The organism is Acidobacteriota bacterium (assembly GCA_039028635.1).
GTDB lineage: Bacteria > Acidobacteriota > Thermoanaerobaculia > Multivoradales > JBCCEF01 > JBCCEF01.
The window spans coordinates 1-13,985 of sequence record JBCCHV010000011.1; the positions used below are offsets into that span (position 1 = coordinate 1).

General features: G+C 68.5%; 12 protein-coding genes. 10 read left to right on the plus strand and 2 right to left on the minus strand.

Features of this window, described 5'->3' with window-relative positions; genetic code table 11:
- Positions 1-24: 24 nt before the first annotated feature.
- On the minus strand, positions 25-693 hold the full coding sequence (locus AAF604_06580) for a hypothetical protein (protein ID MEM7049304.1): 669 nt from the start codon (positions 691-693) through the stop codon (positions 25-27).
- Positions 694-870: 177 nt separating this feature from the next.
- Here AAF604_06580 and AAF604_06585 point away from each other — a divergent pair, with 177 nt between their 5' ends.
- The 10 genes from AAF604_06585 (at position 871) to AAF604_06630 (ending at position 11,334) form a co-directional block, all read left to right on the plus strand.
- Positions 871-2,349, plus strand: a complete 1,479-nt coding sequence (locus AAF604_06585) for an alpha/beta hydrolase (protein ID MEM7049305.1) — start codon at positions 871-873, stop codon at positions 2,347-2,349.
- Between the two features lie 40 nt (positions 2,350-2,389).
- Positions 2,390-2,740 carry a DUF6249 domain-containing protein gene (locus AAF604_06590; protein ID MEM7049306.1) on the plus strand — a complete coding sequence of 117 codons (351 nt, stop codon included), beginning with the start codon at positions 2,390-2,392 and terminating at the stop codon, positions 2,738-2,740.
- Positions 2,737-3,303, plus strand: coding sequence for an RNA polymerase sigma factor (locus AAF604_06595; protein ID MEM7049307.1), 567 nt, complete (start codon positions 2,737-2,739; stop codon positions 3,301-3,303). Before AAF604_06590 ends, AAF604_06595 begins: the two co-directional genes overlap by 4 nt.
- Positions 3,300-3,602, plus strand: a complete 303-nt coding sequence (locus tag AAF604_06600; GenBank protein ID MEM7049308.1) for a hypothetical protein — start codon at positions 3,300-3,302, stop codon at positions 3,600-3,602. Before AAF604_06595 ends, AAF604_06600 begins: the two co-directional genes overlap by 4 nt.
- Positions 3,603-3,835: 233 nt before the next feature.
- On the plus strand, positions 3,836-4,420 hold the full coding sequence (locus tag AAF604_06605; protein ID MEM7049309.1) for an ECF-type sigma factor: 585 nt from the start codon (positions 3,836-3,838) through the stop codon (positions 4,418-4,420).
- On the plus strand, positions 4,417-7,098 hold the full coding sequence (locus tag AAF604_06610; protein MEM7049310.1) for a protein kinase: 2,682 nt from the start codon (positions 4,417-4,419) through the stop codon (positions 7,096-7,098). The genes AAF604_06605 and AAF604_06610 overlap by 4 nt, the downstream gene beginning before the upstream one ends.
- Before the next feature lie 43 nt (positions 7,099-7,141).
- Entirely contained in the window at positions 7,142-7,606 is a 465-nt protein-coding gene (locus AAF604_06615) for a hypothetical protein (protein ID MEM7049311.1), read from the plus strand.
- A gap of 252 nt (positions 7,607-7,858) precedes the next feature.
- Entirely contained in the window at positions 7,859-9,091 is a 1,233-nt protein-coding gene (locus AAF604_06620) for a hypothetical protein (GenBank protein ID MEM7049312.1), read from the plus strand.
- A gap of 215 nt (positions 9,092-9,306) precedes the next feature.
- Positions 9,307-9,648 (plus strand): hypothetical protein, encoded by a 342-nt coding sequence (locus tag AAF604_06625; GenBank protein ID MEM7049313.1) that lies wholly within the window; start codon positions 9,307-9,309, stop codon positions 9,646-9,648.
- A gap of 210 nt (positions 9,649-9,858) precedes the next feature.
- Positions 9,859-11,334 (plus strand): hypothetical protein, encoded by a 1,476-nt coding sequence (locus tag AAF604_06630; protein MEM7049314.1) that lies wholly within the window; start codon positions 9,859-9,861, stop codon positions 11,332-11,334.
- Between the two features lie 26 nt (positions 11,335-11,360).
- On the opposite strand, the gene AAF604_06635 is transcribed toward AAF604_06630, so the two are convergent.
- Entirely contained in the window at positions 11,361-13,955 is a 2,595-nt protein-coding gene (locus AAF604_06635; GenBank protein ID MEM7049315.1) for a CHAT domain-containing protein, read from the minus strand.
- Positions 13,956-13,985: the final 30 nt, after the last annotated feature.

Consider the following 13,985-nt stretch of genomic DNA (forward strand, 5'->3'; position numbering starts at 1 on the left):
AGCTTCGACTCGCGAAGGAGCCCGCTACTCCGAATCCGAAGTCGGGCGATCTGGACTTCGCCCCTGTTGCGTGCTCGTCCACGCCACCGTGTCGCCGGACTCGAAGCCATCGGCGAACAGGACCTCGAACTCCCACTCGATGCAGTAGTCGAGGAAGCTGGTGCCGGCGACGTCGTTCCAGTCGCTGGCGACTCCGAAGACCCAGCCATTGATCGACATCACGGCGTAGTCCTGGCCGGCGCCGAAGTCGTCCGGCTCGCGGGCGCTGAAGCGCTCGAAGGCGCCCGGGAACACGGTTCCGGTGCCGCCCGCCGCCGGCGGCGGTCCGCCCTGCCAGAACTGGGTGCCGTCGATCCAGAAGAACTCGCCCTCGGAGGCCGCCGGCAGATCGCCCGAGTTGTCGGTGCCACCGAGCCAGAAGTAGATTCCACCGCCACCATCGTTCGAGATGGTGTCGACGCCGGCGGCCACCCCGGAATTGAACACCGCCTGATTCTCGGCTTCGCTCTTGATGATGCAGAGCTGTCCGGTGCGATCGCGGTAGAGCGCCGCTTCGGCGTTCGCCCGAGCCGTGGCCCAAGGCGCGCCGGTGGTCACGATGCGGTAGTGATGGCCCGCGAAGTCGAAGTCCAGATCCGCCGCCAGCGGCAGCGCGAAGACCCACAGCGTGCTGGCGAGAAAAAACTTGCGCATTGCTCGATCCTCCGGAGACCCGAAGTCCCTGGCTCGGCCCCTCGGTGGTCATTCTAGTGGTCTTCTCGAGGAAGACCGTGAGCCGAAATCGAAGACCTGATGAATCCAGCCGCCGCCGGACACCATTCCACTAGGAAACAGCGCCGGGAATCCTCGGCCATCTTCGTGGAGAGCATCATGAACTGGATTCGACACTCCCTTGTCTACGTCGCCTTGGCGACGTCCTCGTTCGCCGCCGGCCCGCCGCTCGCGGCCCAGCCGGAAACCAAGACTCTGACCCTCGAAGACGGCCGCACCGCCGAGGTCGAGGCCGGCTGGCTGAAGGTGCCCGAAAGCCGCGGCAAGGACACCTCCCGTACCCTGTCGCTGCCCTACTATCGAATACCCTCGACCGCCCAGCGACCGGCGGCACCGGTGTTCTTGCTCGCCGGCGGGCCCGGATCGTCCTGGATCCGGCGCGCCGAGAAATCCGAGAACTTCGACGAGCTCATGCTCTACCGCCAGTTCGCCGACGTCGTGCTGTTCGACCAGCGCGGCGGCGGTGAAGCGCTCCCCGCCCTCGACTGCCCGCAACGCCGACGCCTACCCGCCGACCAACCCCTCGACCGGCGAGAGCTGAGCCGCAACCTGCGCCAGATGCTCACCGAGTGCCGCGACCACTGGCTCGCCGAGGGCGTCGACCTGGCGGCCTACAACACCGACGCCAACGCCGCCGATCTCGACGCCTTGCGCCAAACCCTCGGCTACGAGCGCATCACCCTGGTCGGCGGCAGCTACGGCTCGCATCTCGCCCTGCACTACATGCGCCGCTATCCGGAGCGGGTCGATCGGGCGATGCTCTACGGCATCGAGGGCCCGGATCACACCTGGGACGATCCCACCGCCGCCCTCGCCACCCTCGAGCGCATCGCGGCGGTCGCCGAGGCCTCCGGGCGCTTCGACGATCGCCTGCCGGCCGGCGGCCTGATCGCCGCCCTCGGGGAGGTCCTCGAGCGCCTCGAGCAGCAACCCGCTCGGGTGAGCCTGGAGCGCAACGACCAGAGCTTCGACGTGGTCGTCGACCGACTGGTGGTGGCGCTGGTGGCGGATCACCGCGCCGGTCGGCGGAGCACTCCGGAGTTCTGGCCGGAGCTCATCCTGGCGATGCACCGGGGCGACTTCTCGCTGCCGGCCCGGGCGGCCCTGGCGCTGCGCAATCTGCGCCTCGACGACCCCATGCACTACTCCATGGACTGCGCCTCGGGAATCTCCGCCGAGCGCCGGCGGCGCTACCAGGCGAGCCCGGCCATCGCCTTGCTGGGGGACCTCAACTTCGAGTACTCAACCCTCTGCGACCTGTGGCCGGCGGCCGACCTCGGCGAGCAGTTCCGCACCCCGGTCCGCTCCAGCGCCCCCACCCTCATCCTGCACGGCACCTGGGACACCGCCACCCCGATCGAGAATGCTCGCGAGGTCGCGGCGGCGCTCGACAACGGCCACTTGGTGGAGGTGATCGGCGGCAATCACGGGGCTCTCTACAATCTCTACAGCCACTGGCCGCCGATGAAGCCCCTGGTCGGTCGCTTTCTGCGCGGACACGAGGGCGAGTTTCCGGACTCGGTGACCCTACCCGCGGTGACCTTCCCGGCGCCCGAAGCGGGCTCCGCCTCGCGCTGACCGACGGCCCGAAGCCTGCACCTCAACCTCGGAGAACTCGATGACTATCTCGCAAGAATACTGGGCCCTGCTGGCCGGCCTGGCAGCCACCGCCATCGTCCTGGTGACCTTCATCATCGTCTTCGGACGGCTCAAGATCGAGCAACAACGAACCCTCCAGAAGCTCCTCGAAAGCGGCGAGGACGCACCGCCGGAGCTGCACAACCTGCTCACTCCGGCGCACCGGGCACGCAACGACTTCCGCCGCGGCATGCTGCTGGTCACCACCGGCCTGACCCTTTCCGTCTTCATGTTCTTCGTCGGCGGAATCGCTTGGATCTTCGGCATCGTGCCAGTGGCCACGGGCCTCGTCTACCTGTTCTTCTGGACCCGCAACAGCAACCGCGAATGATCTCCGAGGAGGCCCAGCGACGGCTGGTCGAGCGGGTTCGCGACGCGGACGATCACGAGGCCTTCGGCGAGCTCGTCGGACTCCATCAGGGGGCGGTGCGTCAGTTCCTCCGCCGCCTGAGCGGCTCGCCATCGGCGAGCGCCGACGACCTCGCCCAGGAGACCTTCTGGCGGGCCTACCGCAACCTCTCGAGCTTCCGCGGCGAGGGTCGCTTCCGGAGCTGGCTGTTCAGCATCGGATATCAGTGCTTCGTCGCCGCCGAACGCCGTCGGCGGCGGCGCCCGACCATGCCGTGGACGACAGCAACCGAGGCGAAGGAGCCGGCAGCCACCGCCGGCGATGCCGCGGCGATCGAGGCGACCCAGACCGTCCAGCGCTTGCTCGCCGGCCTGCGCCGCGAGGAGCGAGCGGCGATCCTCTTGCACTACCAACACGAGCTGAGCCACGATGAGGTGGCGAGCAGCCTCGGACTACCGCTGGGAACGGTCAAGTCCTTGATCCGTCGCGGCAAGGCGAAGATGAAGCAGATGCACCAGGCGCCGAGCGCCGGGAGAGCGCGATGAACGAAGATCGTTGGCTGAATCAGCTCCTCGCCGAAGACGACCTCCCGGACGAGGGCTTCTCGCAGCGCGTCGTCGAACGCCTCGGCCGCCAGCGTCAACGCCGGCGCCGCGCCTGGCTATTGCTTCTGGCGACCCTATCGGTCACCCTGCTGGCCACTTTGTCGCAGCTCCCCGGCAGCGACTCCGGTGCGGAAGCTGGGCTTCCCTTCGCCCTCTGGCAGCTCGTCGCCCTCGCCCTCGGCGCCGGCCTCTGCGCAGCCTTCTGGCTCGACACGGAGGCCTTCCCTCCGTCCCCCTGACCGCCCGCCGACACCGCACCCGTCGCGCCGGGCATCTCTCGCAGAATCAAAGGTGTAGAAGTTCATCTACGCTCTTTTAAGTGCTCATCATCTCGATGAAATGAATTCTCCAGAAGCGGTCACGTCCGGCTGAATACGATGCCCCGTCTCGGGGCCCTGGAGTGTCATTCATCGGGAGAGTTGGTCGCGGCTCGTACCGTGCCTCGCCCTCCCGTCGGTGGAAGGGAGGAACCATGGAGGTCTCGAGCCGGCCGCACGGCGAGGTCACCCGTCTGCTCCACGCCTGGCGCGGAGGCAGCACGGAGGCGCAGGAACAACTCTGGCCGATTCTCTACAACGAGCTCAAGAACCTGGCTCGGGGCGTCCTCAGGCAGCGCCGGCGGGACTCTCGCCACGACGCCACCAGCCTGGTTCACAAGGCCTATCTCCGGCTCCTCGACAGCGCCGTCGACTGGAGTGACCGCAGCCATTTCTTCGCCGTCTCGGCACGCGCGATGCGCTTCGTCCTGGCCGATGAGGCGCGGCGCCAACTGGCCAAGAAACGCGGCGCCGGCGAAACCCTCGCCATCGAGCCGGCGGTGGCCAACCAGGCGGACCCGCTGGCGCGACGGCCGGAGGAGGTGCTGGCCGTCCACCAGGCCCTCACCAGACTCGCCGAGCGCCACGCCCGCCATCAGTCCCTGGTCGAGCTGCGCTACTTCGCCGGCTTGTCGGTTGAAGAGACGGCACGGGTGCTCGACGTCACCCCTCGCACCGTGGTCCGCGACTGGCGGTCGGTTCGCACCTGGCTCCACGGCGAGCTGCGAGACAGCGCATGAGCCTGCCGCCCTTCGCCGATCTCGGGATCATCGGGCCGAGGGCGCAAGCCCTCCGGCCGGGCACCAAGGCAGAGCCAACGAGTCGGCGCACCGCCACCTCATCCGAGCCCACATCCGGCAACGCCCCGGCGATTCCCGATTCTTTTCTCGAAGTCCCCGCCGCGCTGCGTCTCCTCGCCGAGCCGGACGACTCGGATCCTGAGCTCGCCACCACCAGCCTGCCGGCAGCGCAGCGCTACGAGCTCGGTGACGTCCTGGGCGAAGGCGGCATGGGACAGGTGGTCGCCGCCTACGACCGCCAGCTCGACCGCGAAGTCGCCCTCAAGCTCCTCACCCTCGAAGACTCCACGGTCCACCATCGGCTGCTCGAAGAGGCCAGGGCCCAGGCGCGAGTTCACCATCCCAACGTTCTCGAGATCTACGACCACGGCGAGCTCGCGGGCCGGCCGTTCATCGCCATGCGCCGGGTCGCCGGCGAGAGCCTCGCCGCCGCCGCGCCGGCCCTCGCCCTCGAGCAGAAGGTCAAGCTGCTGGCACAAGCCGCGGAAGGTCTCCACGCCGCCCATCGCGAAGGGCTGCTGCATCGCGACATCAAGCCCTCGAACATCCTCATCGAACGTGACCTCGATGGTGAGCTGCGCGCCCTGGTGAGCGATTTCGGACTCGCCCAGGAGATCGATCGGCTCGATCCGCGGTCCACGCCGACGCTCGCCGGCTCGCCCTACTACATCGCTCCGGAATGCCTCGCCGAACCGTCCGCCGCGGCAGACCGGCGCACCGACGTCTACAGCCTCGGCGTCACTCTCTTCGTCACCTTGATCGGTGATCTGCCGGTGGCCGGGAACAACACTCTCGAGATCCTGCGCCAGGTGAGAAGGCATGAGCTCACCACGCCGCGCCAGCTCCACCCCGCGCTGCCGGCAGAGCTCGAGGCGATCATCCTGCGCTGCCTGGCCCAGCGGCCGAGCGAGCGCTACGGCAGCGCCCGAGCGGTGGCCGAAGAGCTGCACCGTTTTCTCGACGGTGAGGTGGTCGAAGCCCATGCCGCCGGTCTCACCTACCGCTGGACCCGCTTCGTGCTGCGCCACCGTCTGGCGGTCGGTTTCTCGGCCCTGGCGTTGGCGGCGCTGATCATCGCCGCTCTGGTCGCCACCGTCTTCGGGTTCCGTGCGCAGCGCGACCGCCAGCGCGCCGAAGTCCGCCAAGGGCAGGCCGAGGAGCTGCTGCGCTTCATGGTGGTCGACCTACGCGACAAGCTCGACGCTCTCGGGCGCCTCGATCTCCTCGACGACGTCGGCTCTCAGGCAACGGAGTACTTCGCCGCCGTGCCGCCCAGTGCGCTCAGCCCAGTGGAGCTGCTGCGCCGCTCGCGGGTGCTTCACCAGATCGGCGAAGTGCTCGTGCGTCAGGGCAAGCTGGCCGATGCCGTCGCACCCTTTGCCGACTCCCGCGCCCTCGCGGAACACCTCGTCCGCCTCGATCCAGACGACGGAGAGCGCCTCTTCGAGCTCGGTCAGGCGAGCTTCTGGCTTGGCTTCGTTCACTGGCGCAAGGGAGATCTGGCGGCCGCCCGCGGCCCCTTCGAGGAGTATCTCGAGATCTCCCGGCAGCTCGTCACCCTCGATCCCGAGCGCCGCGACTGGCAGCGCGAGCTGTCCTATGCCCACAGCAATCTCGGTTCCCTGCGCCAAGCCGAGGGCGACCTCGAAGGCGCCCTCGGCGAGCTCAGCGCCGCCCTCGAGCTCGACCGCCGCCTGGTCGCGACCGATCCCGGAGACGGCGAGGCCCGATCCGAGCTCGCCGCGACCCACAACGCCATCGGTCGGGTGCTCCAAGACCTCGGCCGCCTGGCCGCCGCCGGCGATCACTTCGCGGCCGACGTCGACCAACGGCAGCGACTGGCCGGCGCCGAGGACGACGACCCTCGGCGGCGGCAGCTCCTCGCTCTCAGCCTCAACCGCCTCGGCAGCCACCGCTCCCTGACCGGCGACTGGCCGGCGGCGGAACGCTCCTTCGAACGCGCTGCGGACATCTTCACTCGCCTGGTCGCGCACGATCCGAGCAACGCCGACTGGCGCTTTCAGCTCGCCACCAGCCATCTCCATCGCGGCCGCGCCGCCTTCGCCCGAGGAGACATCGAGGGCGCCGCCGCGGCCTGGCGGCAGCAGCGCCTCCTCCTCGCAGAGATCCTCGCGAACGATTCCCCGCGCACCTGGTGGCGCACCCACGCCGTCGGCCTCTATCACCGCGCGCTGCTCGCCGACAGCGGCGGAAAGGGCGCCCGGGCAGACCTCGAAAAGGCCATCGAGATCTTGCAATCGCAGGCCGCGGACCGAGCCCAGGATCGCGCCGTACACCGCTGGCTCAGCCAGACCTATCTGCTCCTCGGTCGACTGAGCGCCGACTCCCAGGCGCCGGCGGCTTTCTCCAAAGCCCTGGACGCGATCGCTCCCCTCGCCGCTGGCAGCAGCGATCCCCGCCTGTTGGCGCCCTGGGCCGACGCCCTGCGCTGCCTTGGCAGGGAGGCCGAGGGCCGACCGCTGATCGCTCGCCTCGACGCCCTCGGCTACGCCGAGCCCGGCCTGGCCACGGCATGCCGCCCGCCATCCACGGCATCGGCAGCACCGCACCGCCAGCACGATGTCCTGCCGGCGCAGGAAATCACGAAGAGTGGATAGGTAAATCTCCACTCATCAGCCCCTACCGCGAGGAACCGAATCCATGTTCCAGATCGATAGCAACCTCACCACCACGGTCCACTTCGACCAGCTCACGGCGCATTTCAGCTACTTTTGCTCGGCGGCCTCCGCCGGCTGGCAGGTGACTTCGACCGGCAACATCATGCCGCCCTCGGAATCGAAGGTTCTACGCTTCGAGGTCCGGGGAACGCCGGAGCTACCCCGCTTCGCGGGTTTTCAGATCTTCAAGGGCCGTCATCACGTGCCGCCCGAGGACGACTTCTGGCCGACCCCTCCGGACGGCATCGAGGTGCTCTTTCCCAAGCCCTACCCCAAGGGTCACGAGCTCGTGACCGGCCCCCTGATCTTCGACTTCTCGGGCCAGACCTCGCCTTTGCACTACCGCCTCGCGGTGGCGATGAAGGGCGGCAAGATCTACTGGGACGACCCCAAGATCTACGACGACGGCACGATCCACAGCCTTTCCCGGAAATCCCGCAGGGGCTGACCGGACAGCCCTCCTCGACGGGCCTCGCCAAGCCATCCCGCGGCTACCTGGCGAGGCCCGCGGCGCCGCCGAAAGGCCCCCGAGAGGGGGCTCTCCCAAGCGGCGTCTCTTCGCCGCCGCGATCAATCCAATTTTCGTTGTCTCCCAAACCGGCCCTTCTGCGATGACCGGGGTGAGGTTGGCACCGGTCGAGTGGGCGTTCCACTGCCGGCAGTCGAGCTCCGACATTTGTTCGTGGAGGGAGTTTCAAGCGTGACCACCAACTACTGGGAAATCGGACTCAAGTCGTTCAATGCCGGGGACCCGGCGACCATCGGAATCCAGAAGATTTGGGATGCGATGGCGCCTCCGGCCAGTCTCTCGCTCCTCGCCACCAACGTCGGCTCCCTGTGGGCCGACACCTACTGGGCGGTGACCAAGATGGACAAGGACCGCCTCGCCCTCGACATTCAGGCCGCCATCGGCATGAAGCCGGCGGACAGCCAGAAAGCCGCCGCCTACGCCTTCAGCAGCTGGTACGGACTGCTGGTGCGCGGCAACCTCGGTGACAACGGCACAATCCCCAAGGACGACCCGGTGACCTCGAGCCCCGACGTGGTGGTCAACGGCAAGGCGCCACTCACCGTCAGCCAGCTCATCAAGCAGTGGAATGTCTACATCTACGACCCGGAGCCGGGACTCAAGAACAACACTTACGGGCGCGCCCAGAGCATCGGCATCGAGGTGCCGATCAAGAAGCCCCGGCTGCGCATGTACTACAGCGACGCCGGCTTCGCACCGCCGCGCACCTCCTGGGTCAAGATGTTCACCTTCAACGGCGACAAGGAGACCTCTCCCCTCGAGACCCTGCAAGGCGCCAAACCGGTACACCCGGGCGAGCGCGCCGCCAGCTCCGAGTCCTTCGCCTTCACGCCGCCGGGCTCGGGCCACTTCTGCCTGATCAGCTGTGCCGGTAGCGAGTTCTTCGACAACAACCCCTCCAACGATGGCGGCAACTGGAACACCCAGGAGTGGGTGCACTACAACGGCGCCGCCGGCTGGCACAACGTCGACGTCCCGCAGTCGAATTCTCCGACCCTCAAGTACTACAACGAGGACGGGCGGCCGGAGCACTACAGCTTCGAGGCCCACTGCCGCAACCTCCCGGAGGGCTCGAGGGTTGCCCTGGTGAGCGAGAGCAAGCGCCTCCAGCACCGAATCATGGGCGGCCTGCGCAGCACCAGCCAGGCCTACCATCTGGTGACCGCCGAGGGCGAAGTGCCGCCGACCTTCGTCGGCGAGCTCGAAGTGCGCTTCGAGACCCCGGACGGGGGCAACCTGCCGCCGGGGTCATCGATCGATGTCCGCAAGTTCTGGCATCTGGCTCCGGGCCACCCGCACTACCTGCAGGCGGTCGATCAACTCGGCGATACGCGGGCCCTCGCCGAGGGCAGGCCGGTGCGCATCGCGATGGGCAACTTCACCTTCGTCGGTCCCGACGAGTAGCCCCACCCTTCCGCACCGGCACCGCCGGTCCGCGGCCTGACAACGGGCTCGAGCCGATCACCGGCTCGGGCCCGTTCGCTTTTCGACCAGAAAAGTCTCTTTCCTCCGTCTCCTCTTCGGCCCGTTCTGCGATGGCTGGGTAGGACGGCGCCACCGCGGCGTCGCCAGCACCAAACACTTCGGCCCGCGGGGCCGAAATCGGAAAGGAAAGATCCATGGCCACCGGACTCAAACACATCGAAAGTCACCAGGTTCACGAGAGCGCCCTGACCCAGGTCTGCAATTCGTTCAGCATCGGCCCCCTGAAGATCGACTACTGCGTCGACCTGACGATTCCCCAGGTGACCTTCCAGGTCTACCTCGCCGGCATCAAGATCGGCGGCGGTACGATCAATCCCTCCAATCCCTGCATCAAGATCGGCGGCGGTGCCCTCGGTTTCAAGGCCGAGGTCGAGCTCTGCATCGACGTCGACCGGCAGCAGGTCACCTACGAGATCGAGATCTGCGCTCCCTTCGCCGGCTGCAAGGACTACAAGGGCGTCCTTTTCTCCTGGTAGTGCTCCGGGCGATTCCGCGGCGGGCCGAAATCGGGCGGCCGGTCGCACCCTCGGGAAGCGGGCCTGGGCTCGCTTCCCGCCTTTTTTTTGGCCTCCCCCTGAGCAACCGCGACCGCTACTTTCGTTAGGTCCTCCAGACATCCCGAGCGCCCTCCCCACGGAGGGTTCACTCGAGCCAAACGACGGGGAGAAATCCCCGAGGAGGATCCGATGAAAACTCGTACCGCTTTCTGTATCGCCGCCCTGACCCTGGTCGTCCTCGGCCTGGCCGCAGTGACCAGCAACCTCACCGCGGCGCCCGCCAAGCCGACACCGCAACACGTCGAGAACATCATTCCCGCGGAGCGCGTCGCCGACCTCGCCGCCATCCAGAAACGCCATGCGCGGACCATCATGGCGCTGCCCGGCGTGCAGGGCTTCGGCGTCGGTTTGACCGCCGACGGCAAGGACGCCGAGCTCCAGGTGCTGGTGCGCGACGACCAGCTCGCTCCCGCCCTCGAGCCCTTCCTCGACGGCGCTCCGGTGAGCGTCCGCTACACCGGCCGAATTCGCCTCGAAGACGGTTTCCCGGGCTGCGTCCAGCCCTGCCACGCGGAGCAGCAAACGCTGCCCGTCGAGATGGGCAACTCGGCCTACAGCACCATGCGCTGCAGCGCTTGCACGCTGGGCTTCAAGGCCTGCGACGCGACCCGCGAGAAGTTCGTCTACGTCACCAACGCCCACTGCAACCGCGACCTCAACCTCAACCAGGCGCCGATCGGCACCATCACCCGCCACGTCTCCCGCGGCGATTCCCCGGGCTGCGGCTTCGAGGAGATCGTCGGCGAGATCGGCGGCCATGCGGATCCCTGTGACCCGGCCAACAGCACCGTCGACGGCTCGAAGGTCGACAGCCACTTCGATCTCACCTGGAACGAGATCCGCGACATCGGCTCGCCGTCGGCGTTCCCCGGCAACCCGGCCCTGGGCACCATCGTCCAAAAGAGCGGGCGCACCACCGGCCGCACCTTCGGCCGCATCTCGATGGTCAACCTGACCCTCAACGTGCCGGCCGGCAACTTCGTCTGCGGTCCCGTCACCATGGACGAGCAGTTCATGATCTCGCCGGTCAGCCCGTCGACCATCTGGAGCAACAACGGCGATTCCGGTTCGGCGGTGCTCGACAACGAGAACCGCATCGTCGGCCTGAACTTCGCAGGCGACGGCGCGAACGGCTATGCCAACACCATCGAGAACGTTCTCCTGGAGCTCGACCTGACCCTCAACCTGTTCGAGTGCACGGGCGACTGCCCCTTTGCGGAGGCGGCCCGCGGGCTCCCCGAGGACAGCACCCTGCTCGGCCTCGGCTATCGCTTCCGGGACCAGGTACTGCCGCGCACCAGCCACGGTCGGCGCTATGCCGAGCTGTTCGAGGAGCACCGTTTCGAGATGCTCAAGATCATGCTCACCCGGCCGAATCTGCTGCAGTCGACGCGGGCAGCCCTCGATGAGCACCGCGGCACCCTGGAGACGCTGGTCGAGCGTGGACGCGCCGTCGTCAGCGCGCAACAGGTGACCGAGCTGCAGAGCCTGTTGAGCTCCTTCGCCGCCGCGGCCAGCCAAGAGCTGCGCCAAGACCTCGAGACCCTACGCCGCGATGTCGCCGACGACGACGTCCAGCGGGCGATTGGAATCGTCGTCCAGTGAAGACCGCAGGCCGTCGATCCGGGGGCTCAGCTCCCTCGGATCGACGGCGACCGGCGGCGCCGCATCCGCCAAGCGACGGCAAGGCCCATGAGCAGCAGGACGAGAGCCAGCCAGAGCCATCGCCCAGGGCTTCTGGGAAGGCCGTCCGGGAAGGGACGCGCCGCGCCCCGGCCGAGCACCATCGGCCCCACCCAGGCGGCCGCCGGTGCTCCCCGCTGCCAGAGCTCACGCTGGCTACGACGCACCGCCTCGGCGACCTGGTGGCCGGCGGCGAGGTGATCGTAGAAGTGCCGAAAGAAGGTCTCCGACTCGTCGTCCCGCAAGGGCCAGCGGGTCGCCACCACGGTGGTCGCTCCGGCGGCGAAGAAAGCCCGCGCCAAGCTCATCGGTCCCTCGCCATAGAGGACTCGACCGGAACCGGTGCGACAGGCCGCCAGGACCACCAGTTTGTCCTCCAAGTCGAGGGCCGCGATCTCCTCCGGCTCGAGCAGGGCGGCGTCGCCACTGCCCGCCAAGACCACACCGGACCGCTGGCGCCGGCGCTCGTCGACCACCGCGTGGGTCGCGAAGTGGAGCACCGAGAAGGGCGCCGGAATCACCCCTTGCAGGGCCGGCGCGACAGCCTCCTCGGCACTCAGCAAACGACTGCCGCGACCGAGCCGGCGCACGATTGCCCGGCCTTCGCGGGCGGCCCCCGGAAGCTCGGCCCAGGCCGCCCCCTCAGCCTCCGGAGAGGGCTCGAAGGTCGGCGCCGCCACCACCAGGGCGGGGACGCCATGGGACGACTTCGGCGCGCCGTTCCAGCGCCCCCAAAGGGTGGCCGAGGGCACTCGCGAAATCCGGAAACGAGTCCCCAGGGGCTCGCCCGAGGCCATCGGCAGCGCCGCGAAGGGCAAGCCGTGAAGCGCACCATCGGGAACCAGGACGAGATGATCGACAGCCTCCGGCAGGTCGTCCACGACCGCTTCGAGGAGCTGCTGAAAGAGCACCGCGGCGACCTCCCGCTGCCCCTCATCGCGGGCCGCGAAGAGGCCGGCGAAGTGCTCGATGGCGGGGGCCAGCCGCGCGCTGTCGGGCAGGGCGTAGAGACGCTCACCGGAGCCATCGATGACCTGCAGCCAGGCACCGCCTTCGAAGCGGCCATAGAAGTTGCGCCACAGGCCGAGCTGAAAGATCAACAGCGCCTCGTCCGAGGCCAGCTGGCGGCGCACCTCCGCCAGCTCGAGGAGGGCCCCTCGGCGCGCCGGCTCCGGGCCCAGGCTCTCGAGCAGGATTCGGCCGCGCATGCGCTCCCCGATGGTGAAGGCCTGATCGAAAGCGGTCGCATCCTGCAGCTCGACGCGGCGCACCTCGTTCACCGCCGCCATCGCTGCCGCCGGCTCGCCGGCGGCCTGGCCGAGCAGCGTTCCGACCAACCACTGATGGGCCGGCAGCCAGAGGGAGAAGTACTCCGCCCGCGCCACCGACTGACGCAGCCTCAGGCGCTCGATCTCGTCGAGGACGAGCAGGGAGCGTTGCAGCGCCTCCACCGGCTCCTCGAGACTCCAGGCGGCGCGCAGACGATGCAGCCAGCCGGTCGCCAACAGGCTGGCGGTCTCTTCGCCGGGATCGGCCTCGGCGAGCAGTTGAAGGGCCGCCGGAGGATCCTGCGGAGCGATCCGCTCGGCCAATGCCAGCAGCGTCGGGTAGAGCGCATCCGGCTCGTCGAGGCGCCGGGCGATGGCGAGGCTTTGGCGCAGCGACTCGAGGCCCGCCGGTCCTGGGGTGAGCTCCCCGAGCTTGCGGCGCACCGCCACCTCGGTGCGCAGATTACCGGCCTCGACGGCCACCTCGAGGGCGCCTTCGAGGCGCCGGCGGGCCTCCGCCTGCACCGCTGGCCGCGGCAGGTCTTGAAGCGAGCACAAGGCCGCCTCGTAGCGCGCCGTGGCCTCGCCATAGAGGTCGCCGCGGTCGCGATAGCGCTCCGCCTGGCGGTCGAGCATCTGCTGCGCCCGCTCGAGATCCCCGAGGCGGAAGCGCACCTGGGCGAGCTGATCCGTGACCGCCATCTCGAGCTCCGGCCAGTCGTCCGGGTCGAGCTCCCGGTGCAGCGCCTCGAAGCCTTCCTCGATGGCGGCCAGATCGCCGCCGCGGGCGAGATCGAGGTTGAGGTACTCGAGGGTGCTGGAGTTGAACAGCCGCGGGTCGTCCAGCCGGCGCGCCACCGCCGCCGCCCGTTCGAGCTCGGCGACGGCTTCTTCGTAGCGCCCCTTACCGCGCAGCCAGCGGCCCAGGCTGGCATGACTGTAGTAGGCCCCCTTGGGCTGATCCCGCGCCTCGAACAGGGTGGCGGCACGGCGATAGTGGCGGCTCGGGTCGTCACCGGCGGTGAAGTCGACACTGGCGAGATAGAAGTGGGGGCAGGGCCGCGCCGGATCTTCCTCGAGCAGGTCGGTCAAGCGCTGGCGGACCGCATCGCGCCCGAGGATCGACGTGCCGAGGCGGTAGAAGCAGGCGCAGGAATTCCAGCCTTCCGGATTCGCCGCGAAGGCGGCCTCACAATCCTCGAGGGACTGGCCCGTGACCAGTCGCGGCAGAGCCACCAGGAACAGGGCGATAAGCTGAGGGAATCGTCTGACCATCGCGGCGCGGTCCCGCAGGCGGGAAAAAGT

Bases quoted from the DNA above. Each gene is read 5' to 3' on its own strand.
- AAF604_06580 (MEM7049304.1), bottom strand. From the start codon at position 693: ATGCGCAAGTTTTTTCTCGCCAGCACGCTGTGGGTCTTCGCGCTGCCG.
- AAF604_06585 (MEM7049305.1), top strand. From the start codon at position 871: ATGAACTGGATTCGACACTCCCTTGTCTACGTCGCCTTGGCGACGTCC.
- AAF604_06590 (MEM7049306.1), top strand. From the start codon at position 2,390: ATGACTATCTCGCAAGAATACTGGGCCCTGCTGGCCGGCCTGGCAGCC.
- AAF604_06595 (MEM7049307.1), top strand. From the start codon at position 2,737: ATGATCTCCGAGGAGGCCCAGCGACGGCTGGTCGAGCGGGTTCGCGAC.
- AAF604_06600 (MEM7049308.1), top strand. From the start codon at position 3,300: ATGAACGAAGATCGTTGGCTGAATCAGCTCCTCGCCGAAGACGACCTC.
- AAF604_06605 (MEM7049309.1), top strand. From the start codon at position 3,836: ATGGAGGTCTCGAGCCGGCCGCACGGCGAGGTCACCCGTCTGCTCCAC.
- AAF604_06610 (MEM7049310.1), top strand. From the start codon at position 4,417: ATGAGCCTGCCGCCCTTCGCCGATCTCGGGATCATCGGGCCGAGGGCG.
- AAF604_06615 (MEM7049311.1), top strand. From the start codon at position 7,142: ATGTTCCAGATCGATAGCAACCTCACCACCACGGTCCACTTCGACCAG.
- AAF604_06625 (MEM7049313.1), top strand. From the start codon at position 9,307: ATGGCCACCGGACTCAAACACATCGAAAGTCACCAGGTTCACGAGAGC.
- AAF604_06630 (MEM7049314.1), top strand. From the start codon at position 9,859: ATGAAAACTCGTACCGCTTTCTGTATCGCCGCCCTGACCCTGGTCGTC.
- AAF604_06635 (MEM7049315.1), bottom strand. From the start codon at position 13,955: ATGGTCAGACGATTCCCTCAGCTTATCGCCCTGTTCCTGGTGGCTCTG.